This window comes from Chlorobaculum thiosulfatiphilum (assembly GCF_006265165.1).
In the GTDB taxonomy this organism is placed as follows: domain Bacteria; phylum Bacteroidota; class Chlorobiia; order Chlorobiales; family Chlorobiaceae; genus Chlorobaculum; species Chlorobaculum thiosulfatiphilum.
On record NZ_VDCH01000033.1, the window covers coordinates 1 to 24,616 of the forward strand.

General features: G+C 57.3%; 21 protein-coding genes. 4 read left to right on the top strand and 17 right to left on the bottom strand.

The genetic code is table 11. The annotated features are described in order from the left end of the window. Positions 1-295: 295 nt before the first annotated feature. Entirely contained in the window at positions 296-1,168 is an 873-nt protein-coding gene (gene metF / locus FGF66_RS11195; RefSeq protein ID WP_139457724.1) for a methylenetetrahydrofolate reductase [NAD(P)H], read from the bottom strand. 99 nt (positions 1,169-1,267) lie between these two features. Between metF and FGF66_RS11200 the strand changes: the two genes are divergently transcribed. Then, complete coding sequence (locus FGF66_RS11200; protein ID WP_139457725.1) at positions 1,268-3,463, top strand: ComEC/Rec2 family competence protein; 2,196 nt, start codon at positions 1,268-1,270, stop codon at positions 3,461-3,463. 380 nt (positions 3,464-3,843) lie between these two features. Here FGF66_RS11200 and FGF66_RS11205 read toward each other — a convergent pair whose 3' ends face one another. The 5 genes from FGF66_RS11205 to FGF66_RS11230 all read right to left on the bottom strand — a co-directional run bounded on the left by FGF66_RS11205 (position 3,844) and on the right by FGF66_RS11230 (position 7,937). After that, the gene (locus FGF66_RS11205; RefSeq protein WP_139457726.1) at positions 3,844-4,116 is read right to left on the bottom strand and encodes a hypothetical protein; all 273 of its coding nucleotides are present in this window, start codon (positions 4,114-4,116) and stop codon (positions 3,844-3,846) included. 22 nt (positions 4,117-4,138) lie between these two features. Next, positions 4,139-4,699 (bottom strand): NUDIX hydrolase, encoded by a 561-nt coding sequence (locus FGF66_RS11210; RefSeq protein ID WP_139457727.1) that lies wholly within the window; start codon positions 4,697-4,699, stop codon positions 4,139-4,141. Beyond that, a complete protein-coding gene (locus tag FGF66_RS11215) occupies positions 4,696-6,180 on the bottom strand; it encodes an ABC transporter permease (protein WP_139457728.1) in 1,485 nt (494 codons plus the stop codon). The genes FGF66_RS11210 and FGF66_RS11215 overlap by 4 nt, the downstream gene beginning before the upstream one ends. A gap of 150 nt (positions 6,181-6,330) precedes the next feature. Continuing rightward, entirely contained in the window at positions 6,331-6,927 is a 597-nt protein-coding gene (locus FGF66_RS11225) for a 50S ribosomal protein L25/general stress protein Ctc (protein ID WP_139457729.1), read from the bottom strand. A gap of 38 nt (positions 6,928-6,965) precedes the next feature. Further along, positions 6,966-7,937 carry a ribose-phosphate pyrophosphokinase gene (locus FGF66_RS11230; protein ID WP_139457730.1) on the bottom strand — a complete coding sequence of 324 codons (972 nt, stop codon included), beginning with the start codon at positions 7,935-7,937 and terminating at the stop codon, positions 6,966-6,968. Between the two features lie 166 nt (positions 7,938-8,103). On the opposite strand from FGF66_RS11230, the gene lpxD reads away from it, so the two are divergent. Continuing rightward, the gene (lpxD, locus tag FGF66_RS11235; RefSeq protein WP_139457731.1) at positions 8,104-9,165 is read left to right on the top strand and encodes a UDP-3-O-(3-hydroxymyristoyl)glucosamine N-acyltransferase; all 1,062 of its coding nucleotides are present in this window, start codon (positions 8,104-8,106) and stop codon (positions 9,163-9,165) included. A gap of 78 nt (positions 9,166-9,243) precedes the next feature. Here the strand turns inward: lpxD and FGF66_RS11240 are convergent, their stop codons facing one another. Next, positions 9,244-11,352: a response regulator gene (locus tag FGF66_RS11240; protein ID WP_246046676.1), complete on the bottom strand. Its 2,109-nt coding sequence runs from the start codon at positions 11,350-11,352 to the stop codon at positions 9,244-9,246. 705 nt (positions 11,353-12,057) lie between these two features. Here FGF66_RS11240 and cqsA point away from each other — a divergent pair. Beyond that, a complete protein-coding gene (gene cqsA, locus FGF66_RS11245) occupies positions 12,058-13,287 on the top strand; it encodes an alpha-hydroxyketone-type quorum-sensing autoinducer synthase (protein WP_246046677.1) in 1,230 nt (409 codons plus the stop codon). 361 nt (positions 13,288-13,648) lie between these two features. Here the strand turns inward: cqsA and FGF66_RS11250 are convergent, their stop codons facing one another. Both FGF66_RS11250 and FGF66_RS11255 read right to left on the bottom strand, forming a co-directional pair. Continuing rightward, on the bottom strand, positions 13,649-14,041 hold the full coding sequence (locus FGF66_RS11250) for a nuclear transport factor 2 family protein (protein WP_139457733.1): 393 nt from the start codon (positions 14,039-14,041) through the stop codon (positions 13,649-13,651). Between the two features lie 172 nt (positions 14,042-14,213). Next, positions 14,214-14,903 (bottom strand): OmpA family protein, encoded by a 690-nt coding sequence (locus FGF66_RS11255; RefSeq protein ID WP_170181352.1) that lies wholly within the window; start codon positions 14,901-14,903, stop codon positions 14,214-14,216. Positions 14,904-15,136: 233 nt separating this feature from the next. Between FGF66_RS11255 and FGF66_RS11260 the strand changes: the two genes are divergently transcribed. After that, complete coding sequence (locus FGF66_RS11260; protein WP_211342008.1) at positions 15,137-16,009, top strand: DUF2515 family protein; 873 nt, start codon at positions 15,137-15,139, stop codon at positions 16,007-16,009. A gap of 33 nt (positions 16,010-16,042) precedes the next feature. Here the strand turns inward: FGF66_RS11260 and FGF66_RS11265 are convergent, their stop codons facing one another. From FGF66_RS11265 to FGF66_RS11300, 8 genes are all read right to left on the bottom strand, one after another. Further along, positions 16,043-17,287 carry an ABC transporter permease gene (locus tag FGF66_RS11265; protein WP_139457735.1) on the bottom strand — a complete coding sequence of 415 codons (1,245 nt, stop codon included), beginning with the start codon at positions 17,285-17,287 and terminating at the stop codon, positions 16,043-16,045. 2 nt (positions 17,288-17,289) lie between these two features. Next, on the bottom strand, positions 17,290-18,555 hold the full coding sequence (locus FGF66_RS11270; RefSeq protein WP_139457736.1) for an ABC transporter permease: 1,266 nt from the start codon (positions 18,553-18,555) through the stop codon (positions 17,290-17,292). Beyond that, on the bottom strand, positions 18,552-19,190 hold the full coding sequence (locus tag FGF66_RS11275) for an ABC transporter ATP-binding protein (RefSeq protein ID WP_281279072.1): 639 nt from the start codon (positions 19,188-19,190) through the stop codon (positions 18,552-18,554). The genes FGF66_RS11270 and FGF66_RS11275 overlap by 4 nt, the downstream gene beginning before the upstream one ends. Before the next feature lie 50 nt (positions 19,191-19,240). After that, positions 19,241-20,509 carry an efflux RND transporter periplasmic adaptor subunit gene (locus FGF66_RS11280; protein WP_139457738.1) on the bottom strand — a complete coding sequence of 423 codons (1,269 nt, stop codon included), beginning with the start codon at positions 20,507-20,509 and terminating at the stop codon, positions 19,241-19,243. A gap of 3 nt (positions 20,510-20,512) precedes the next feature. Continuing rightward, entirely contained in the window at positions 20,513-21,934 is a 1,422-nt protein-coding gene (locus FGF66_RS11285; RefSeq protein ID WP_139457739.1) for a TolC family protein, read from the bottom strand. Positions 21,935-22,228: 294 nt separating this feature from the next. Further along, entirely contained in the window at positions 22,229-22,804 is a 576-nt protein-coding gene (locus tag FGF66_RS11290) for a hypothetical protein (protein ID WP_139457740.1), read from the bottom strand. Between the two features lie 57 nt (positions 22,805-22,861). Beyond that, positions 22,862-23,956 carry a D-alanine--D-alanine ligase family protein gene (locus tag FGF66_RS11295; RefSeq protein ID WP_139457741.1) on the bottom strand — a complete coding sequence of 365 codons (1,095 nt, stop codon included), beginning with the start codon at positions 23,954-23,956 and terminating at the stop codon, positions 22,862-22,864. Between the two features lie 30 nt (positions 23,957-23,986). Beyond that, a complete protein-coding gene (locus tag FGF66_RS11300) occupies positions 23,987-24,391 on the bottom strand; it encodes a CoA-binding protein (RefSeq protein ID WP_139457743.1) in 405 nt (134 codons plus the stop codon). Between the last annotated feature and the right edge of the window lie 225 nt (positions 24,392-24,616).

The following is a 24,616-nucleotide window of genomic DNA, read 5'->3' on the forward strand; positions in this document are numbered from 1 at the left end:
TTCTTTCTGGTCATAGTTTTGCTCCTTGTTTCATGAGTGGAATCTATGACCGTTTACACACTTTATCTCACTGACCCTGGATGTGGCCCGACTTTTGGTCTCATGCCTCTTTATGACCATGTCGAATCTTGGCAGAAGGCTATTGCTAAGAGGTTTATCGATGAGCAAGCTGTTCTTCGGGCGATACAATAATTACTGAAGTGCAAACAATTTGTTCTAAAAGCGTGATTTAACGGCTGTTCTTAAAAAGAGTTCCGGCTTCATTTTTCTGAACAACGCAGCCGACATGCTTTCTTTACCCCCGCTTCAGATTCCTGAAAATCTTCAACGTGGCTTCTGAGAGGTTGAGGGTGTAGAAGTGGATGCCTTTGACTTTGTGATCCAGCAATTCCTGCACCTGGTTGGTGGCCCATTCGATGCCGATTTCGGCGACCTCTTTGTCATCCGACGCTTCGAGTACTTTGCGCAGCAGCTTCGACGGGATTCTTGAGCCGAGAGCGAGTTCGCCCATGCGGATCATCCCTTTTTTGCTCATGATCGGCATGATGCCGGGGATGATCGGTACGGTGATGCCCGCCAGATCGCAGCGCTCGACGTAGTCGAAGTAGTCGCGGTTGTCGAAGAAGAGCTGCGTGACGATGTAGTCCGCGCCCGCGTCAACCTTCTCCTTGAGGAATTCGAGTTCCTTCATCCGGTTCGGCGTTTCGGGGTGGCCTTCGGGAAAGCCCGCCACGCCGATGCCCATTTCCGGGAAGTTTTCGCGGATGAATCGCACCAGATCGATGGCATGCGGGAAGTCTTTGATCGCCTCTTCGAGCGTCGGAATGTCGGCGGGTTTGTCGCCGCGCAGGGCCAGCACGTTCTTGATGCCGTGTTCACGGTAAAGCTTCAGGACGCTTTCGATCTCGCTCTTCTCCGCGCCAATGCAGGTCAGGTGCGACACGACCGTCAGGCCGGTCTCCTGCTGGATTTTCGTGACCAGATTGTGCGTACGCTCGCGCGTGGAGCCGCCCGCGCCGTAGGTCACGCTGACGTATGAAGGTTCGAGGGGGTTGAGGTTCGTGATGGTTGCAAAGAGCTTGTCCCAGTCTTCCTGCTTTTTCGGAGGAAAAAATTCCAGGCTGAAGACCGGTTCGGTTCTGGCGTCGAGAATCTCTTTGACAAGCATCCGGGTGTGATTTTTTACTGGTTGAACAGAAAATGACCGGAATATACTAAATTATGCGGTTGCATAGCTTCTGAAATAACCGCCATAACCCCTTTTGTGATGCGGTATTTCCTCCCGGCTTATCCCGCGTTGCGCTTGCTTGTTTGCGCCGTGGCGGGAATTCTGGCCGCCATTTATTTGCCGGTAAAATCCTTCGAGTGGTTTGCCGCCGCGCTTTTGGCGTGTGTCCTGACGGGCCTTCTGTTGCTGCTCAATTGCACGCGGCTTCTGGCGGGCAAGCTCTCGCTGTTTTCGGCACTCTGTTATCTGACGGCAGTGCTCAGCGCGTTCGCGTTTCACGCTTCGGCAGCCTTCAATTTCGTCCCCTCGCCGTCGCTGCTGTCGTGGGTCGGGCGGGATGTGATTCTTTCCGGCTTTATCGATGGCCGCCCAGTCGAAGGCGACGGTATGACAACCATGCAACTTCGCGTGACCGAGGTGTTCGAAAACGGCCAGCGGGCGAGGATTTCGGAAAGGGCGAAGGTTGTCGTCCGGATGCCGGGGGATGAGGAGACGAGGTATCAGGAGGGCGATTTCGTCAGGGTGAAGGGGCGGCTCGCTCTGATTCCGGTTGCGGCGAACCGGGGCGAGTATGATCCGCGCTGGCAACAGCGGCTGAAGGGGATTCATGTCCAGATTTTCTGCGCCGGGCCGTGGAAGGTGCTTCGGGAGCCGCCGAAGCCGGGCTTTTCATTTATCCGAGGCGTTGTCAATCCGCTCCGGAATTACCTCGCGACGGCGTTGGACAAGCATGTGCCGGATGGTGAGGAGCGGCAGTTCGTCAAAGGGATGATCCTCGGTGAGCGGGACATGCTCTCCGCCGAGCTGAACGATGCGTTCCGGCGCACCGGCACGGCGCATGTGCTGGCGGTGTCGGGGCTGCATGTTGCGCTGCTGGCCTACGCGGTCAACCTCTGCCTGCAACGCCTGAAGGTGACGCCCGTTGGCAGATGGCTGGCGATGCTCATGCTCGTCTCGATCATCGCGCTCTACAGCTTCGTGACCGGCCACGCGCCCTCGATCAAGCGGGCGGCGATCATGTCGGCGATGCTCTTCGCGGGTGGCGCGCTCGGGTGGAAAAGTTACGCGGTGAACACGCTGGCGACCTCCGATCTCGTTATTCTTCTGTTCGATCCGCTCGATCTTTTCAATCCGGGATTCGTGATGACCAACGGGGCGGTACTCGGGATTCTCACGCTCTACAAGCCGCTTGCCGCAGTTGCGCCGGATGGCAAGAAGCTGCACCGGCGGCTGATGCGCCTCGCGTGGGAGGCGTTCGCCGTGAGCCTTTCGGCCATGATCGGCGTCAGTCCGGTGATCGCGCTCTACTTCGGGACCTTTTCCGTGTCAGGCATCGTCGCCAATCTTCCGGCGGTGCTCTTCTCGAACTTCGCCATGTACGCGGCGCTGCCGCTGTTTCTGTTTCACGGCCTCGGCGGCTGGATCGCCTCGCTTTTCGGTGCGGCCACCTGGCTTTTCGCGCGGCTGACGCTTTTCTTCGTGCATCTGTTCAGCTCGATGCCCTACGCCAGCATCGCGATACGTCCCGATTTTTTCGACGTGGCGGTATTTTATATCGCCATTGCGTTTGTCTTTTACGCTTTCAGCAAGAGGGCGTGGGGGCGGGTTGTCATTGCTGTCCTTGTCGGTTTGAATCTGCTGTTCTGGCATGTTTTGTCGAGCTCTGTGCCGAAACCGCCACAGGTGGTCACGGTCAATCTCGGCAAGGAGATGGGCGTACTCTTTTCGGCGGGCGGCGAAACTTGCCTGGTCGATGCCGGGCGGCGCGAGGGGAGCTGGCAGAGAATCCGGCGGCAGGCGAATGTCTGGAATCTGGCGACGCCCGTTGAGTCGGTCAGCCTCTTTTCACCCGATCCGGTGATGCGCGCCTTGCCAGTTACGTTGTTGCCGTCCGGCAGTGGCGTTGCCGCTCGCCGCACCTTCGTCATCCGGCGGCTGGATGACAAGGCGCTCCGGATTGACAGCAAGACGCACTCGCTGCTGCTTGTTTCGGGACTGAAGCGGCTCGAAGCGCAGCGGGCGGACGGGGCCGACGTGCTCTTCTGGATTTACCGCTTCACCGGAAAGGAGTGGCGGCGGCTTGACGCGTGGATGGCGGATGCCCGTCCGCGCCGGATGCTGCTGGTGCCGGGGCCGTTCATGACCCCTGCGCAACGCGAGCTGCTCGCTCGTTTCGCCGCGGAGCGCCCGGCAGTCGAGGTGCGGTCGAGGAGTCGGCAGACGGCGTGGTATTGAGGGATTTTCTTGAAAGGGATTGTTTCAATCGACAATTTCCCGTTTTGCCTGTCAGTCTGAGTCCGACGCAGTCGGGCGAAGAATCCGGAAGATTCTCGTAAGATGCTATAAAATATACGCTTATAGTTGATCTTGGGAAGCAGGATTCTTCACTTTGTTCAGAATGACAAAGAACATGAGTTTTGAGAAACTGATTGATAAATGACTTTTGAGACGGCCTCCTATCAGGAATGTAACGGGAGGAGACTGTAGGGGCGAACCTGTGTGTTCGCCCTGTTGAGTTGGTGATCAGCGTTGATTTGCCGGTAACGAAAAGGGGCGAATCGTTGGCTTCATGATTGTCAGCCGATCCCTATTTCGAGAAGGAAGATGGAGCTGCGCTATCCGTTGTCCCTGCTGAAAAGGTCAGTGGGGACGAGGGTGTCGATGATTTTGACGACCTCCGGCGAGAGGCCGGGCGGGTTGATTTTGCGGAGCACCGAGGCGAGGGTGGCGATTTTGCCTTCGATGGGCAGGAATTTGTTGACCACCACGATCATGTTCTCCTTTACCCGGCAGTCTCCGCCGATGAAGCTGCCCTTTTCGTATCTGACCCGGTGGCCGGTCGAGACGAGGGCCGCTTCGAGCAGGTCGAGCTGTTTCTGCTTTTTCATCCAGCGCCTCTCCCTCCGCCGTTCAGCCGCGCTGCAGAAAGTACTTGAGCACCGGCGCCGAGTGCAGGGCCTGAAGCATCCCGCCGTCGAAAACGATCTCGCGGCGGCGGTCGAGCGGCGTCAGGTGTACGGTGATCTCTTCAGTCGGGTCGAGCTGCTGCGAGCCAGCGAGGCTCACCCCTTCAGCGAGGAATGAGTAGGAGATGTTGTTCTGGATGGCCGGATTCGGACTCAGCTCCATCAAGGGCGTCCACGCGCCGCCGCTGTAGCCGGTCCCTTCGAGCAGCTCCCGCCTGGCGCCGTCGAGTGGCGATTCTCCATCGTCGAGCACTCCGGCGGGCAGCTCCCACGACACCTCGCCGAGGCCGTGGCGGTATTGGCGGATGAGCACCGCGTCGTCGCCCTTCGTGATGGCCAGCACGTTCACCCACGCCGGAAACTCCTGCACGTAGTAGTCGTCGATCGTTCGCCTGCTTGCAAGTCGCACCTTGTCCTGCCGCATGGTGAGCCACGGGCGGCGGTGCAGGTAGATCGATTCGAGCACCTCCCAGTGCTCGGGATCGTTGTCGAAGCGCCCGCTCATCCGCGCATCCTCGGATCGAGAGCGTCGCGAATACCGTCGCCGATGAGGTTGAAGCAGACCACCGTCGAGAGAATCGCCACGCCGGGGAAGGTCGAAATCCACCAGTGGTTGAGCAGGCTGTCGCGCCCTTCGTTGATGATGTTGCCCCAGCTCGGCGTTGGCGGCTGGACGCCGAGGCCGAGGAAGGAGAGTCCGGCCTCCGTCAGAATGATGCTGCCGATGCGCAGTGTTGCGGCCACGATCACCGGCGTGAGCGTGTTTGGCAACAGGTGGCGGAAGATGATGCGCAGGTTGGAGAGACCGAGCGACCTGGCCGCCAGGATGAACTCCTGTTCCTTGAGCGAGAGCACCTGTCCGCGCACGATGCGGGCCACGCCCATCCAGCCGGTGAATGACAGGGTGATGACGATCAGGTAGATCGAGTTGCCGAAGGTGGCGATGATAATCAGAATCAGAAAGAGCGCCGGAAAGGCGATGAGCACATCGACGATGCGCATCAGAAAGCTGTCCACCCAGCCGCCGAAGTAGCCCGACGAGATGCCGATGACCGTGCCGAGCGACACCGAGATGAGCACCACGAGAAAGCCGATGGAGAGCGAGATGCGCGAGCCGTAGAGCACGCGGCTGAAGATGTCGCGCCCGTACTGGTCGGTGCCGAGCAGAAAGGTTTTCGTGACGGCGTACTCCGGCTTCTGGCTGCTTCCGGAGAGGTTGACGAGCTCTGCCAGCGACAGGCTTTTTTCCCTCATCCCCTGCCGGAAGAGCATCCGGTCACCTTCGACCCGGTAGCTGTTGACGAACTTCAGGTTGTACTCCTCATTGCGCGAACGGAGCTTCTGGCTGTCGAGTATCAGGGTGTTGGCCGCTCTGGACGTCAGGTCGCGGCCTGCTCTCAGCGGAATGACCACCGTCCGGTGCTGGCGGAGCACCAAGGCGTCGAGGCGCGTCAGCGGCGGCTGGTAGGCGGTGACGAGAAAATCCTGCTGGTCATACGGGCTGAACGGCGAGAGCAGCGGCGCCAGGAAAGCGACCGAGTAGAGCACGAAGATCACCATTGAGGCCGCCACCGAAATGCCGTTGCGCTTGAAGGAGATCATGCCGAGCTGCCAGAGGCTTGCCTCGCCGGACTGCGATTCCTCCCGTTCCCTGAGCGCCTTGCGGTACGAGCGCACGGAAAAGCGCAAGAGCAGGAACGGTACGAGCAGAAGGTAGAGCGAGGCGATCCAGAATTCGAGCGTCTCCGGGGTGAATATCTGGCTGAACCCGGTGGGCGACAGAACAAGCAGCGTTACACCGGCGGCCATCGAGCGGAAGCTGATGATCAGGAGATCGAAACGCGCGACGAGGAGGGCAAGAAACGCCGCCGTCGCCAGCAGGTAAAAGAGGCCCGAAGAGCGTTTGCCAGCGCTCAGAAGGCCGAGGCCCGGCACGATGCGGTACAGGGCTGGTATGGATGACTTATTCGCTCGTTGCGCAACCATCGGGAATAGATGAATGGATCAGTCTCAAAGTATCCTCAAAGTACCCAAAAAACGACACTTGCCGCATGATTGCAAACCGCGATCCGAAAAAAAAGCCGCCTTTTTTGAAAAGGCGGCTCGTGTTCGTGTTGCAAACCGTTTGAAGGCGAATCAGGCCCCAGCGGCTCCTTCAGCAGCAGCTTCAGACTCTTTTCTGGGAGCTAAGACTGATATTACTGATGCGTCGGCATCGCCGAGAATCTGGATGCCTTCCGGCGCGATGGTCTGAAGATCGCGGATATGCAGGGTCTGACCCAGTTCGAGAATGGAGACATCGATGGTGAAGTGCTCCGGCATAGCCTCAGGCTTGCCCTTCAGGGGCAGGGTGTGCACGTTGATCTGGATCTTTCCACCGCCGATCTTCACGCCGGGGCACTCGCCTTCGAGGTGGATCGGAACCTCCATTTCGACCACTTCGTCAGCCGAGAAGCGCTGGAAGTCGGCGTGGATGACGCGGTCCGAGACCGGGTCGAACTGCACGTCCTTGATGAACGAGAGGACGCTTTTGCCATCCTGGTACTGAAGGTCGATCAGGTGCGATTCAGACGAGTGGACGAGTTTGCCCAGGCTGATTTCATCGACGCTGATGGCAACGGTGGCTTCTCCTTTATGGTAAACGACGGCTGGAACCCGACCCTGACGGCGCAGTTTTGCAGCCTCGTTTTTCTTGACTTCGCGAAGGTTGACAGACAATGCTCTTGTTTCCATGCTTTTCCTCTGGCTCCTTTAACAGTTAACTCTTGTAATTAATGATGATTGGTGATTTTGTGAGTGATGTTCTTGCTGTCGAACAGATAGCTGACCGACTCGCCATCGTAGATTCTCTTGATCGCCTCGCCGAAAAGGTTGCTGATGGTGACGGTCTCGATTTTCGAGCAGTAGTCGTGCACCGAAACCAGCGAGTCGGTGACGATCACCTTTTCGAACACCGAGTTGTTGATGCGCTCGATGGCCGGGCCGGAGAGAATCGGGTGGGTGGCCGCGGCGTAGATTTTCAGACCGCCGGCCTCCTTGATCGCCTTGGCGGCGTTGACGATGGTGCCAGCCGTGTCGATCATGTCATCGACGAGCAGCACGTTTTTGCCTCTGACGTCGCCGATGATGTTCATCACTTCGGCCACGTTGGCTTTCGGACGGCGCTTGTCAACAATGACCAGCTCGGTGCCGAGTTCCGAAGCGAACTTGCGGGCGAGCTTGACGCCGCCTACGTCCGGCGATGCCACGACGAGGTTGTCGGCAATATCCATGTTCTTGACATAATCGATTAGCACCACGCTCGAATAGAGATGGTCGAACGGAATATCGAAAAAGCCCTGAATCTGCGGAGCGTGCAGGTCCATGGTGAGAATCCTGTCGGCTCCGGCCTGCGTGAGCAGATTTGCCACGAGCTTGGCGGTGATGGCGACACGCGGTTTGTCCTTCCTGTCCTGGCGGGCATAACCGTAATAGGGCAGGACGGCGGTGATCCGGTGCGCCGAAGAGCGCTTGGCGGCGTCGATCATGATGAGCAGTTCCATCAGATTGTCAGCCGGGGGATTGGTGGACTGGATAATGAACATATCCGAGCCCCTGATCGATTCGAAATAGTTGACCGAAATCTCGCCGTCGGAGAAGTTCTCCGCTTTTGCGTCGCACAGCGGAGTGCCGAGATAATCGGCGATTTTTTTGGCAAGTTCCGGATTGCTGCGTCCAGCGACAATTTTGATAGGTGTTTCCATCGCTCACTGCTTTTTCTGATGAAACGAATTATATTGCGCCTCCATCTTCGGTTACCGGGTACGGCGCACTGCTTGTTGTATCCGGAACGGTAAAAGGATTCAGAATATAGCAAAACGGATTAAAATTTTAAGAAAAATTCTGGTTCGCCTCGTCGGCGAGTAGATCATGAAGATTACAGATATCAAAGCCTTTCTCGGGCGCTATTTCGATCCTGTCGAGCTGGTTGGCGCCGGCGACATCGAGATTACGGGGCCAGCAAAGATCGAGGAGGCTTCGGCTGGCCAGGTCAGTTTCGTGGCCAATGAAAAGTATTACCGCCACATCGCGCAGACTGGCGCTTCGCTGGTTGTCGTCAGCCAGAAGGCTCCGCTTGACGACGCTCCCGCCGAAACCAGTTTTCTCAAGGTGGCCGACCCCTACACCGCCTTTGTTTTTATCCTCCAGCACTTCTCCGGCAAACGCCGCATCGCGGCCCCCGGCATCGCCGCATCGGCCTCGGTCGCCCCGTCGGCGCGTCTCGGTCAGAACGTCTCGGTCGGTGAGTACGCCGTGATCGGCGAGAACTGCGTCATTGGCGATGGCACGGTGATCGGCCCTAACACGGTGCTCATGGATGGCGTGACGGTCGGTTCCGGATGCGAGCTCTATCCGCTCGTGACCATTTACGACGGCACGGTGATCGGCGACCGGGTCACGATTCACAGCGGCACGGTGATCGGGGCGGACGGCTTTGGCTTCGCGCCGCAGAAAGATGGCTCCTACATCAAGATTCCGCAGATGGGCGTGGTCGAAATCGGCGACGATGTCGAGATCGGCGCGAACACCACCATCGACCGGGCGACGATGGGGGCGACCGTCATCGAAAAGGGGGCCAAGATCGACAACCTCGTGCAGATCGCCCACAACTGCCGGATCGGCGGCGACACGGTCATCGCCTCGCAGACCGGAATTTCGGGCAGCGTGAAGATCGGACGCCAGTGCCTCATTGGCGGGCAGGCGGGCTTTGCGGGGCATCTCGAACTTGCCGACCGCACCTCGGTGGCGGCCAAGGCGGGGATTTCCAAATCGTTCATGGAACCAGGTCAGGCGATTCGCGGCGTACCCGCCCAGCCGATGCGCGACCAGCTCCGCCAGGAGGCGCAGGTTCGTGGGCTTGGCGAGATGAAGTCGAGGCTCGAAGCGCTCGAAGCGCGTCTCGCCGTTTTGCAGGAACGGCTCGACAGGTGATTGCCCGTCGCAGGGCAGAGTGCGCAGGCTGAGATCGTTAACGCATGGCGCAACCTGCTCGTTCGGAGCGATTGGCTTTCAGCGCGGCTGGCTGAGCTTGAGCATGGCCGAGACTTTCTGGAGGAACGGCTTGAGCTTGAGTGGTTTGATGAGACTATCGTTGATGCCGCTCTCTTTGGCCAGCTTCAGCGAGGCATTGTCCAGATTGCCGCTCAGGCCGAGTATCGGAATGTCGCGCCAGGCAGAGGGGGTCGAGCGGATACGTTTGGCGGTCTCGAAACCATCGAGCACAGGCATTCGCATATCGATGATCAGCAGATCGCAAGCGTGCGATTTCAGGAGTTCGAGCGCTTCGAGGCCGTTGGAGGCCTCGAGTATGGTGATGCCCAGCTTGCCCAGCATCAGCTTGATGACCCTGCGGTTGAAGTCGAGATCGTCGGCCACCAGCACGGTTTTACCTGAAAGCGACTCCCTGAGCGTTTCCCGGCCCATCTCCAGTGAACTTTTCAGAGTGCCGAGCAGCTCGGGCAGTGCTGGCGGCATCGAGATCAGGGCATCAATATTCTTGTGAGTATCGATGGTCGTGCTTGTCGAGGAGCTGCAAGCGATAACGGGAATATCCAGCCCATTGCTCTTTATGTTGTTTGCGAGTTTTTCTGCGCCATCTGGCGGTAGACTGGCATTGGCGAGCACAAGGTCGTAGCGGTTCGCCGCAATCATTTCAAGGGCTTTGTTGCTGTCGTCGGCGTCGCCCAGTCCGACTTTGAGCGGCGCGAGCTGTCGGCGGAGCAGCGGCGCGTATATTTCGGGAATGCCAGCAAGAAGCACTTTTTTCCCGGCAAAGAACGGCGCATATTCGGCATAGAGGCTCGATTCGAACTTGCTTATGGCGGCCTGTTCGAGCGCCGGGAATTCCAGAACGAATTCGGTGAACTTGCCCTCTTCAGAGTCGCAGGTAATCTGCCCTTTGAAGGATTGCATCACGCGGCGGCAGAAAGCCAGGCCAAGGCCGGTGCCGCCTTTCTTGCCCGAAGTGAAAAACGGATCGAAAATTTTGGGCAGGATTTTGGGCGAAATTCCGGGACCATTGTCACGAATGAGAATTCTGTTGACCGTTTCTCCACGCTGGAGTGAAATATCGATACGGCCGCCAGGGACGGTGTGAAGAATCTGCAAGGCATTGACCATCAGATTGTAAATCACCAGGATGTAGCTGTTCTCCTCTCCAAGAAAGATGAAATCTTCTCCGGGATGAAGGCGGATCATTTGCCGTTCCTGTTCTGAAGCATAGCCATACTCTTCCAGAGCTTTGCGGGTGACAGTCATTGCAGACAGACAGGCAAGCTCTTCATTTGTGACGTCAGTACTTCTGAAATTGCCCAGTGTCATGGTTATAACATGGAGACCGCGATTGACAGCCATCTGGGCCTGGTTCAGGCGCTTGGTCATGATTTCGATAGAGGAGGCGGGAGCTGCGGCGATAGTGTGTTCATCGTTGATATCCGGTAATGCGTGCAGGACTTCGTCAATGTTGTGACGTATCTGAGAAAGTGGGTTACGCATTTCGTGAGCAATGCTGCCAGCAAGGGCTTCGAGGGCGCGATACTTCTCTTCGGCCTTTTGTCTTTCCATATCCTGGAGGCTTTTCCAGTTGCTTAAACTGAAGATATAGCCCGCAAAAACGGAAAAGGCCATGACGAGGCTGTAAACTGGTATGTTAAACGTCGGGTTTAACGGGATATGATGGGGAGACAGTAAGTAAAAAACTACGGCAGCAGCAACTCCAGTACACAGGTCCAAGGTAAATATCACCCAGTTTGGCACGAACATCATTAAAATGAAAACCATGGCAATTTCCGAGTACAGCCAAAGTTCATTAAAGCCATTCATTAACAGGTTTACTGTGAAAATAAAGGGAAGTGAAAAGGTTAGCGTGAAATGCCAGTAGTACAGCGAGTAGAGCTGGAACCAAGATGGCAAGCGATGTATGAACATCAAACTGATACACAAGCAGGTAGCGATCAGTCTAAGCCAGAAATTATCATAAGGCAGATGAAAGCCGTATATGTAAACGAAGTAAAAAAGAAAATGAGCAGAAGCACCAAGCAGTCCAACGACTATAGCATTGTAGTGGGACGCAAGAGTTCCTTCCTTGAGATATTCCTTTAAACGGATGAGTTCTTTCAAGATCAATCTCCAATTACTTCTATGGGTGCTTAATCGGCGTTTTCGGATGATACACCGATACGATAGAGGCCTGTGATCCTGAATAATGCAAGATGCCGATATAATTCTCTATATATTCAGGCAGTATATTGTTTTATTTAACGTTATGAGCACAAGTGCTGTGAAAAATATCCGTACACGAGAACTTGTTTTTAACGTTAACATTTATATTAAGATAGGGAGAGATGATCATTTCACCAAGTCCAATCAGCTCTTCGATACGCGTTTCTGAATTGTGCTATTTGGAATTTGGATAATGAGGGTATATTTGAGGATATTTGTTATATTGAAGCTATAGGTTCCCGTTTTTTTGATCTCTGGTTTCTGTGAAAAGTGATGTTGTATTACTTTTGTAAGTGAAGCGTGTTTTTATGCTGCTATTGATGGTGCCAAATGGTGATGGGGAGCAATGGAGCTGTTTTCGGCATCTCATTCTTGCGCCATCGATTCATATTGTGATCAGGCACAGTCAAAATGATTTTTCGTAAGTTTCATGGTTCTCGAATTTTGCTCTTGGTAGATATCCTATATCCGAAAGGGCTTTTTGGTGATTGGTGTTGTCTTGAGTCAACATAATGGTTTGAACAATCGCTTTAAGTTTTGGGGGATATACGTTCTTATTGCGCTCCTGTGTGTGTTGGATTATAAGTATTAAAAAATATGCATATGGTTGTCGAAAAATCTCAAGCGGTTATAAACTCCTCCGATTTGCCGGATTTTATTGAGAAAAAACTTCGTCAGTGTGATGACGAAATGTTCAGACCCAGAAAAAACAAAAAACCACTTGTTCTCGGCGATCGGCTGCCAGATGCAGGCTCGATCATGTTGCAAAGCAACGACTATCTGAACATCTCGAATCATTCCCGTATCAGAAAAGCACAGCTTGAAATGCTTACGGCCATGAACCGCGAGCCTCTCATGTCTGCGGTGTTTTTGCATGAAGACAGTGCCATGAATCAGTTTGAGAAAAAAATGGCTCTATTCACCGGTTTCGAAAGCAGCATTCTCTGTCAGTCAGGCTGGTCGGCAAATGTTGGTCTTTTGCAGGTGATCGCTGATCCCACGGTACCGGTCTATATCGATTTTTTTGCCCACATGTCGCTGTGGGACGGGATCAAAATTGCTGGTGCGACTCCATACGCCTTTCGTCATAATGATGCCGCCCATCTTGACCGTCTTATTAGCGAATACGGTCAAGGCATCGTGGTTTTCGACTCACTGTACAGCACCTCTGGCGAAATTGCACCGATCAGGGAGCTTGTCGAAGTTACCAATCGACATGGATGCGTGTCTGTTGTCGATGAATCTCACTCTCTCGGTACGCACGGCAAGCAAGGGGCTGGTCTGATCAATGAATACGGCATGTCCGATCAGGTTCATTTCATTACGGCAAGCCTTGCCAAGGCTTTTGCTGGACGAGCTGGTATCATTCTTTGTCCATCGAGGCTGTCGAAATACTATCCGTTTCTGGCCTCTCCATCGATTTTCAGCAGTACCCTTCTGGACTATGAGATAGCTGGATTGAACGCAACCCTCGATGTTATTATCAAGGGGGATGATCGGCGTAAAGCACTTCGGGAAAAATCGAGATATTTCAGGACAGGCCTTTCCTCACTTGGATACTCTATCGCCAGTGAGTCCCAGATTGTATCGATCCTCAGTGGTTTGGAACCCGATACCGAAAAACTTCGGGATGCGCTTGAGGCAAGAAACATTTTTGGCTCGGCATTCATGGCGCCAGCCACCCCCAGAACGCGTTCTCTCATGCGCTTTTCAATACATAGCGGTCTTACCATGGAAGAGCTTGATTATGTCCTGAATGTGTGTGAAGATATTCGTGATGAAATCGGAATGTGGAAGTGGAAATCGACGAGGAAAAATAAGGCAAGTCATTGAATCATGATGCTTTAACTGCCTTTGAGTCATTGGGTTGTTCTCCATGAGGGACGCCGGCAGTTACCCTGCTTCTCATTGGCAATCACGCTTTATCCCGCAATAGCCCAAGCTGATTTACGGTAGTGCTGAATCACGAGATTCACCCGTTTGCGATTCAGACCATTGAACTCAGTGAAGAGCTGGTGAAAAAAAACAGTGAAGATAGGCGTTTTTTTTTGAGATGCCGGTTAACAATCGTTGAGTGTTGGGCGAATCAATTGCCGTGTTTATTTCGGCGTCTGACTGTGGAAATCATTCGGGATGGGGCGCAACATTTGAGCGGGGTGGCATCCAATGAACGCCACGCCCGCTTTTTCTGCGGTCATGACAGGTTTCTCGGAACCTGCGAGGAGTGGTGGTGGATGATCGGACGCTCATGCTCCAGATTGACGGCAAAGGTGAATCTGGAGGGGAAGGTCAGCAGCATCTGATCGACTTCGAACTCGAAGGCGTAAATGCCGCCCAGTATCCAGGCTTTTCCGCCGAGAGGCTGTTTCTTGAGCGATTTTTCATAAAGCCGCACCCGGAGGTTGTCTCTGGTGGCGAGCTGCTCGAAGTAGTTTCGTATGCCGTCCGGCGTACTGACGGTGTGGGGAGAAAAGGTCGGAATGAGCACTGCTTGCTCATGATAGAGCTGTTCGACTTTATCGATCTCTCCGGTGCAGATTCCGGAAATCCACTCTGAAAGCACCTCTTCGGCGTTCGGGTAACGCATGGCTTGTGTCGCTTGTTGTCGATACTCCTCATGGCATGGTTGTCCGGCAAAGCATCGTCGATTCCGGAAAAAACATGCCCGCCCGAAGTTCGTCAGTCAAGGCTGACAAAACCGGACGGGCCAAAGATAAGCATTTTTTCTTTCCAATACATGCGGCTGGATGACCGATGTCTCAGAGCCTCAACTCGCCGGTTTCGGCCTGATGCTTCAGCTCCTCATTGGCGTAAATCAGCACCTCAACGCGCCTGTTCAGTCGTCTGCCAGCCTCGCTTTCGTTGGTGGCTACCGGACGGGTTTCGCCATATCCGATCGCGGACAGACGATAGTCGGAGACGCCATAGGTTCTCAGGAGCGTGGCCACCGACTCGGCGCGGCGCTCGGAGAGCATCTGGTTCGCGGCTTCGCTGCCGATGTTGTCGGTATGTCCTTCGACGACCACGTTGGTATCGTCATACCTGCTCAAGATTCTGGCCAACTTCTCGATGTTGTACCGGCTGTTGGAGGTGAGGGTTGCCGAGTCAGTCGAGAAGAGCAGGCCGGTGTCGAAGACTACGCGGATGCCTTCGCCGATCCGCTCGACGCGGGCATTGCTGACCTCCCGGCGTATTTCGTCGGCCTGTTTGTCCATGTAGTCGCCGATGACCGCGCCAGCCGCGCCGCCGATAGCCGCGCCAATCAGCGCGCCTTTGGCCCAACTGCCGGTTTCACTGCCGATAATGCCGCCGATAATGCCGCCCGCCGCCGCGCCATAGCCAGCTCCGCGTCCGGCGTTCGAGGATGATTCACATCCGGTGGTGAGTGCCGCCGTCGAAAAGAGCAGGACGAAGGCTGCTGGCTTTGAAAGTTTCTGAAAGGTGTTCATCGTTCTCATGGTTTTGTGTTCAGTGGAAACGCGTGTTATCTGGTCAACTTATCCCCGGCAAGTCCGGAACGGATAATCCGCATGGAAGCGGTAGAACGCTATCCAATGTATAAAAATGCAGTTGCGCTATTGTCCGTTCCATGATCACATGCCGGGAAGTCATGCTGTCAGGAGTGAAAATTAATTGCCGTGCGGTGTGGTTGTCAATACAGTAAAGAGGTAAAGTATTCACCATGGTACGTACACGGGAAGAGTGGCGGCAGGCGGTTGAGTCGGAGCTGCCTGCGCCGGAGCGATATGCCGACCGGAATCGCGTGATTACCGCTCGCTATGCGGGCTGGTATCTCGAACATCCGCACATTTTCAAATGGGCAGGCATGGCGTCATTCGCTTCCCGGCAGGTTGGTGTTGCCATTCTGATGGCGGAACTCTTGACCAGGCCGGAGCGTATCGAAGCCGACGCGCTCTTGCTTTCGCTACACCGTTTCGGAGCCGACAGGCTTCTTCTCGCCGATTTTGAAGAGATTCGGCAAGGCAACAACAACATTTACCGGGATATTGCATGGGCTCACGCGGCGTATATCGCCGGCGGGATAGATGAACTGATGGCGTGTGCTTCCGAAACCGACGATGCAAATCTGATCGCCGGATTCGGCATGATCGATCGCGGGCGCGAACTTCTGCGTCGGAATGAGAACGATCACGAGGGAGAGCGCCTCGTCTGGGAGGGCAACATTTTCCTGCTTCGTCACGAGCAGATCAATGTGCTTCAGCCGGTGTTCGACAGACTGAGTCCCGCCGGACGGCTCATGGCTTCGTTCGGCAGCGAACTGGATTTTTCCGGCACGAAGCTTTCCGATTTCCGGTGCCGTGCATCCTTCAGTTCGTTCCACGGTTATTTCGAAACGCTTGCCGGTTTAAAAAGCGTCACCAATCCGGCTGACCGCTGGCAGTGGGTCGAAAAGAGCGTGATTCCCGCCTGGCAATCTGCCGACAGGGAGGCGAAACTCGAATGGTCAGCAAGAAGCGAATTGATGGCCATGGCCGCTGGACAACAGGGGATCGTGCAGCGCTTGTCAGCTCTGATCAGCGCTTTCGGCAATTGAGGAGTTGTCGCGACCGACCCTCGCCGGAGTGGTTCATCGCGCAGCCCGGAGCGCCGTGACCGGGTCGAGGCGCGAGGCTTTCCAGGCCGGGAAGAGGCCGAAGGAGATGCCAATGACCGAACAGACCAGCAGCGACACGACGATCCAAACCCACGGCAGAATCACCGGCAGATTGAATTGCAGCGCCACCAGGTTGCCCGCGCCCGCTCCGGCGACGATGCCGAGTGCGCCGCCGCCGAGTGAGAGCAGGAGCGCTTCAACCAGAAATTGCTCAAGGATCGTGCGGCGGGGAGCGCCGACGGACATGCGTACGCCGATCTCCCGCGTCCGTTCGGTAACGCTCACCAGCATGATGTTCATGATCCCCACGCCAGCGGTGAGCAGCGCCATGAAGCTGATGATGAAGGCTCCGGTGCCAACGATGTTCTGGATGTCGCGGAAGGATTCGACCAGCGATTCGTTGGTTCTGATCTCGAAATCGTTCGCTTTTTTGACCGTCAAACCCCGCGCGAGCCGCATTGCGCCGATGGCCCGGTCGATGGTCTGCCGGTAGCTTTTCTGCGAGGTTGCCTCGACCGTGATCGAGATGCTCGACGTTTCGTTCACCTCGTCGAGATAGCGGGTGATCGGAATGAGCACGAAATTGTCCTGGCTCTGGCCGAACGCCGCCCCTTTCTTGCTGAACACGCCGATGACCGTATAAACCTTGCCGTTGACCCGTATCTGCTTGCCGACCGGATTCTGGCCCTGTTGGAAAAGATAGGCGGCCACGTCGCTGCCGAGTATTGCGGTGTCGGAGGCGTAGCGGAGGTCGCCGTCGTTCAGGTTCCTGCCCGCAATGACATCCAAACCATTGGCCGGGGCGAAGCTTTCGTCGCCGCCGGTCAGCGTTACGTCAGGATTGGTGATTTCATTGCCGTAACTGGCCTGCGCGGCCTGGCTCGTGATGATAAAACCGATGTTCCGGGCGCGCTCTTCCATGTATTTTTTGAAGAGCTGCGCCTCTTGCCAGGTGATGTCCTTGCGGTTGGCGTACAGATTCCGGTTGTGTCCGCCGCCGAAGACCGTGGCCGGATTTTTCTGGATCTGAAAGGTGTTCGCGCCGAGGCTCGACAGGCCCGTGGCAATCGAGCGGTCAACGGCGTCGAGGGCCGTCATGACGGCGATGATCGAGAAGACGCCCACCGCCACGCCGAGCGTGGTCAAGGCCGAGCGCAGCTTGTTGACCGCCAGCGAGGTCGCGGCCTGCATCACGGTTTCGCGGATAGAGAGCGTCATGGCTATTCGTACCTGAGTGAAACGGCCGGGTCGAGCCGTGATGCCGAAATTGCCGGAGCGAGACCCGAAATAATGCCGGTGGCCACCGAAATCAGAAGGCTCGCCAGCACCAGCATTGGCGAGAAGCTGACAGGGAAGTCCGGCAGCAGGTTCTGGATGAGCACGGTGATCGAGAGCGCCGTGGCGAGGCCGATGATGCCGCCGACAAGGCAGATCATCACCGACTCGATGAGGAACTGCATGAGGATTGTGCGGCGTCGAGCGCCGAGCGCCTTGCGCAGGCCGATCTCGCGGGTGCGCTCCTTGACGGAGACGAAGGTGATGTTCATGATGCCGATCGCGCCGACGAACAGCGACATGCCGGTGATAAAGATGCCCGCCACGGCGATGCCGTTCTTGATCGGGTCGAGCTGGCTCTTGAACGCCTGCTGCTCGTTGATGCCGAAGTCGTCCGCCTTGCCGGGCGGCAGTCGCCGGATGCGGCGCATCAGCCCGGTCAGCTCTTCCTTGGCTTCCGGAACGCGCTTTTCATCCCTGATCTTGACCCTGATCGTCACCATCGGAGTTTTGCCATAGACTTTCGTGAACGCGCCGAGCGGCATGATGAGCTGGTTGTCGAAGCTGAACAGGCCGAGGAACTTGCCCTGCTTTTTGAAGACGCCCACGACGCGCACGTTGTGATTTTTCAGGCGAACCGACTTGCCGGTTGCGCGTCCGTCCGGGAACAATCCCGAGGCGATATCGTCCCCGATGACGCACACCGCGTCACCCGCCGCCGACTCCTGCGCCGTGAAGAAGCGCCCCGCCGACAGGTCGCCGGAGGCCGTGAGCGGGTAGTCGTGGCTGGTGCCCATCGCGAAGATTTGCAGAATCTCGCGGTCGCGGTAGCGGGCCGAGGCCTGGATGGTGGACATTTGCGGCACGGCCACGATCAGCTCGGAGCCGGGGTTGCCCTCGATGATCCGGTTGATCTCGGCGGCGTAACGGGTTTCGATATCAGGCCGGTTGCGGTAGCGCCACCACTGACCCATCGTGCTCCAGGAGCCTTTCTGCACATAGACCACGTCGTAGCCGATCATGGAGAGGCTTTTCTCGAAACCGAGGTCGATGCCGTTGATCGCCGTGCCCATCATGGTGATCGCCACGATGCCGATGATGACGCCAAGCGCTGTCAGAAACGAGCGAATCTTGTTGGCCTTGATCTGATAGACGGCAATGTTCAGGCTCTCGCCCGTCTCGTACCGGAACTGCTGAAGCGAGGAGTTCATGGCGCGGAGTCGCTTTCGATCCTGCCGTCGCGGAGGCGGATGATTCGGCGGGTGAAGCGGGCGATCTCCTCTTCGTGGGTGATGAGAATGATGGTGTTACCCGCGTCGGAGAGTCGCCCGAAAATATCCATGATGTCGCGGCTGGTGGCCGTGTCGAGGTTGCCGGTGGGTTCGTCGGCGAGGATAATCGACGGGTGGTTCACCAGCGCCCGCGCAATTGCGACGCGCTGCGTCTGCCCGCCCGACAGCTCGCCGGGCTTGTGGTCGATGCGGTCGCCGAGGCCCACCTCCTCCAGCGCCTTGCGCGACCGTTCGAGCCGCTCCTCCGGCGAGACGCCGGCGTAGATCAGCGGCAGCTCGACGTTGCGCAGACAGTCGAGGCGCGGCAAGAGGTTGAAGGTCTGGAAGACGAAGCCGATCTCGCGGTTGCGCACACGGGCCAGCTCGTCGTCGTCCATTTCGGCTACGTTCTGGCCGTTCAGCTCGTAGCGTCCGGCGGTTGGCGTGTCGAGGCAGCCGAGGATGTTCATCAGCGTTGACTTGCCGCTCCCTGACGGCCCCATGATGGCCGCGTAGTCGTTCTCGCGGAAATCGAGGTCGATCTTGTCGAGCGCCTTGACCAACTGGTCGCCCATCGTGTAATGCTTCGAGAGCGAGCTGATCCTGATGATGAACGGGCGCTCGCTCACGGCTTCTCCTGCGACTTGATGGCGCTGCCGTCGTGCAGTTCGCGACTGATCGCGCCGTAGCTGCCCGACACCACCGCTTCGCCAGCTTTCAGGCCGGAGAGCACGACGATGTGGGTGTTGTCGGTGGTGCCGGTCTTGACCTTCCTGAATCGCGCCCGCTTGCCTTCGACGACGAACACCCCTTCGCTCTCCCTGGGGGCGCGGGCGGCGGCGGCGGTCTGCACCGCTTTGCTGTCATTCGCGGATTCCGCCGGAGTCGCGGGGCCTTTGCCGGAGGCGTCGCGCATCGTGACGCTCTGGATAGGCACGACGAGCGCGTTGGGCACGCGGATCGTTTCGATCTCCGCCGTGCCGCTCATGCCGGGCTTGAGCAGGCGCTGGTGGTTGAGAATCCTGATCTTGACGGCGAAGTTGGTCACCTCCTCCTGGGTGTTCGCAGCCTGCGTGGTCGCCGAGTTGGCGATTTCGCGCACCTCGCCCTGGAACTTGCGCTCGCCGAACGCATCGACCGTCACCGTTACCGGATTGCCGACGCGCACGTTGACGATGTCGTTTTCGTTCACCTCCACTTCGAGTTGCATACTGTCGAGATTGGCGATGCGCATCACCTCGGTGCCGGGGAACTGCCCCGTGCCGACCACGCGCTCGCCGGACTTGCTTTTCAGCGACACGATCGCGCCGTCGATGGGCGAGCGCACCACGGTTTTGCCGAGACGCTCGTCGTTCTGGTCGAGCATACTCTGGTTCTGCTGGATGGAGAAGCGCGAGGCGTCGTAAGCGGCGCGGCTGGCCTCGGCGTTGGTTTTGGCCGTGAGCCAGTCGGTCTGCGAAATCAGCTTGTCATTATATAATATGGAGGCTTTGCGGAAATCGTCGTTTGCCTTGAGCATTCGCGCCCTGGTCTCCATGCTCTGCGCCTTGGCCAGATTGAGCTGCGCCTGGCTCTGCTTGACCTGGTTGACGTAAATATCGGGCTGAATCCTGAAGAGCAGGTCGCCGGTTTTCACCTCCTGACCCTCCACGACCGGCAGCTCGATGATCTCGCCGGAGACGTCGGGCGACATGGCCACCTCGGTTTCTGGCTGAATCTTGCCGGTCGCCGTGACGGTGTGCACCACCTCCTTGCGGAACACCTTTTCGGTGGTCACCTCGACCGCCTTTTCGCGCATGTTCAGCCAGACGAGCACTGCGCTTCCAACGGCGATGAGCGCGGCGGCGATGATCAGAATGGTACGAAGCTTTCCGGAGCGTTGTGTCTTTGCCATAAATCAGTGAGATGATGCGTTGTTGTCCTCGATGTCGAGGCCGCCGCTGGTGTAGTCGAGCAGCGCCTTTTGCAGGGCGAGGTTGTAGAGCGCCTGGGTCAGCGTCGAGCGGGCGTTGAAGAGCGCTGCCCTTGCCGCGCTGAGTTCGACGAAGCCCGACGCGCCGAGATCGTACTTGCGCGTGATTCCCTGAGCCGCTGATTCGGATGCCTTCAGGCTCTGTCGCGCCGCCGCGATCCGCGCGAAGGCCGCCCGGTAATCGCCCGCCACCTGCTTCAGGTCGATCTCGATGCCCTCTTTCAGCTCCTCATAGTCGAGCTGCCGGTTCCGGCTGGTCACCTTGGCCGACTCGACGTTGTAGCGCGTCATGAAGCCGTCGAAGATCGTCCACGAAAGGTTGAGCGAAATGGCGTGATCGATGCCATTTTCGAGCTGCTTGCCAACCGGCGGGTAGGAGTAGTCGTAAGTCTGGCCCAGCATGGTTGTCTGGTAGGAGTCGATGGCGCCGCTGCTCATGGTGAAGGCGAGGTCGAGTTTGGGCAGGCGCGCACCGGCGATACGACGGACATCCTGCCGGGCTGCGTCGCGTTCGAGGCTCTGCGCCTTGAGGTCGGCGCGGCGTTCGAGGCCCGAAGCGGAGAGCGCCGTGATGTCCACCTCGGGCGAGAGCTTCCCGATTGCCGCCGCATTCACCGGTTTGAGCGCGATCTCCGTCGCCGGATCGATGCGCAGTCGCCGGACGAGTTCGAGCTTGCTGCGGCGGAGCTGGTTTTCGGCGTTGATGACGCCAAGGTTGCTGTTGCTCGTCTCCGCCTGTTGCTGGTAGAGGTCGGTGATCGACTTGAGGCCGATGCTGAACTGCCGGTCGGTCAGAGTGAGGAGGTCTTTCGCAGATTTGAGATTTTCCCGCGCGATGTCGAGCAGCTCCTGATCGAGCAGCACCTGGTAGTAGTGCTGCGTCACGTCGTAAGCGATGGTCTCGCGGGCGCGCTGCAAGGTGAATCCGGCGGCCTTTTTCCGGTCGAGCGCCGCTTGCAGGGCGGCATAATCGCTCAGACCGTTGAAAAGGTTGAGCGAAGCGGTCACGCTGAGATCGATGGAGGAGCTTCGGGAGGTCGTGTTGATGGCCGTATCCGATCCGATGCCGGAGAGCGGAGAGTAGGAGGCATAAGAGCGGTTGACCGAACGCGGCGCGTACGATGCCGACGAGGTGACTTTGGGAAGGAAATTGCCGTAACTTCTCAGAAGATCGACGCCGCTGAGATGGCGGGCGTTTTCAGCTTTTTTAACGGAGGATGCGTTGTCGAGCGCGATCGAGATGCACTCCGGCAGCGACAGGGTTTTCGTCTGTTGACTTTCTGCGTGAACAGTCACTACCGGAAGGAACAGGAGAAGGATACCAATGAAAACGTTTTTTTTCACCATTCGACAGCTTGCGGTTTGACCTCGGTTATACGGCGTCGTTGCATCATGTTGCCATGAATATACGCAACGAGCAGGTAAAGCACATAGTTGCAACGGAATGGATGTGTAAAATCCGGATGATGAAAATGGAAATTTCGATTACGGTGAAATCTGATTTCATGAGAACTGTAGGGGCAGACCTGCGTGTCTGCCTTCTCTTGGTGCGTCAGATAATAAAAGGATCACCGAGGGCGAACACATAGGTTCGCCCCTACAGAACATCGTTTCAAACAGGAGGATTGCCTCAACGTCCCGTCACAGCTTTTCGAGTACCCGGTCGATGCACTTGCGGTAGTGATCGGCCTTCGACGGATTGAGCTGGATGAGCGAGGTGAAGACCCGGATCGCTTTTTTATACGCGCCCTGGTCGATGAAAAGGTTGGCCAGCGTCTCGGTCGGCACGGCAATCGAGTCGTCGTCGGGGAAGGGCTGCTTCTGCTCGGCGAGCGGCGTCGGGTCGAAGCACTCGGCAGCTCGCGGCGGCGTGAACCCGGCGAGCGCTATCGAAAGCTGCTCGAACTCCACGGCGAGCGCGTCGAAGGCCGGTTTCCGCTCCGGCTCCGGCGCTTGCGACTGGAGCGTCTTGACCTCGATCAGTTCTCGCCAGGCAACCTGGTTCGACGGAGCGATGCGGCAGCAGTGGCCAAAGTGCTCCGCGGCCTCGTCGTAGCGCTTCAGCCCTCGAGTTGCTCGCGCGGTGAGCAGATGAAAGAGGTAGGATTCCGGAAGCCAGCGCTCCATGCCGGTCAGCTTGTCGAGGGCCGGCTGGAACGCGCCGCATTTGATGTCCAGTGAAACTTCGGCGAAAATGAGATGAGGGTCACTGGTCATTCCGGTTCTGCGGTCAAGGCGGTTTCAGAGAGAGGGAGCCGGGTGGCTCCCGAAAGCTCAGATTTTAGGCGTTATCGACCGCTTTTCCAAAGCCAAAAGCAGCAGTTTTTCAACGAGTTCGGCAAAGCTGACGCCAGAGGCGGCCATCATCATCGGATACATGCTGATGTCGGTGAAGCCGGGTATCGTGTTGATTTCGTTCAGGATAACCCGGTTCGTACCGTTTTCGACGAAGAAATCGACCCGCGACATGCCTTCGCAGCCGAGCGCTTTGAAGACGGTCAGCGCGGCTTTGCGAACTTCGCTGGCCACCTCTTCCGGCAGGTCGGCGGGGATGACGAGCTTCGCTTCGTTTTTGATGTACTTGTCCTCGTAGCTGTAGAAGTCGCTGCCGGGGATGATTTCGCCGGGCGCGGAGGCCACCGCGTTGCCGTTGCCGAGCACGGCCACCTCGATCTCGCGGCCCGAAATGGCGGCTTCGACGAGCACCTTGCTATCGAGCTGGCAGGCGGATTCCAGCGCATTTGCCAGCTCCTCGGCGTTGCGCACCTTCGAGATGCCGACCGACGAGCCTAGGCTGGCCGGTTTGACGAAGAGCGGCCAGCCGAAGCGTTTCGTTATTTCCACGACGATGCCCAGCGGATGGGCGGCATAGTCGCTGCTCGTGACCGTCATGAACTCCGCCACCGCGACCCCTGCGGCCATTGAGCAGAGCTTGGTCAGCGCCTTGTCCATCGCGAGCGCCGAGGCGGTCAGGCCGCAGCCGGTGTAGGGAATGCCGAAGGTGTCGAGGCACCCCTGAATCTTGCCGTCCTCGCCGTTCGAGCCGTGCAGCGCGATGAAGGCAACGTCGGTTTTTTCGAGGAACGCGCCGAAATCGAACTGCTCGCCGGATGCCGCCGCCGTCAGTTCATCGAGCCGCTGCGTGGCGGACTCGGGCGAGCCGCTTCGCAGGAGCGCGGCGATGTCGGTATCGAGCACCGCTTGCGAGCACTCGCTGGCGTACCACTTGCCGTCGCGGTCGATGTAGAGCGGCGAAAGTTCGTACCGGTTCCGGTCGATCTCTGCCGCGATGGAGCGGGCGGAGATGATCGAAATCTCGTGTTCGGCGGACTTTCCTCCAAAGATGAGAGCGACGGTTTGTTTGGACATAGCGATAATACTGAGTGTGAACGGAGATGGTCAGGATTCGAGGTGCATGTGTTCGACGCTGATGCAGCGGTTCTGCACGACATCGAGTCCGGCGTTTCGGGCTTTTTCCGCCGCGGCTTCGTTGGTGATGCCGAGCTGCATCCAGACCACTTTCGCGCCGATGGCGATAGCCTCATCGACGACCGGCGGCACATCCTGCGGCTTGCGGAATATATCGACAATTTCGATCAGGTCGCGCTTTTCCGGCGGAATGGCGGACAGCGAGGGCCAGCATTCGTGGCCGAGCACGGTGCCGAGCGACGGATTGACCGGATAGATGGTGTAGCCCGCGTGAATCAGATAGCGGGCAACGGCATTGCTCGCCCGATCATGCTTGTCCGAGAGGCCGACGACGGCGATGTGTTTGTATTTCGTGAGTATCGCTGCGATGTCCATCGTTATCAAGGTATAGTGTTGCATCAAAGCTGCTGGCAGAGAGCCGTTCCAAGCAAGAATACCACAAAATACCGGTCTGCCACCAGACTCACAACCGGTTGGGGGGAATTTGTGTGTGTGGATGGCTGGGGAGGGCCTTACAAATATGGGTTCTTCGCAGAATATCGTGGGTAAGGGCTTCTGCTGTTCCGTCATGATTCGATAGCCATGTTGAGTTTGCCGCAG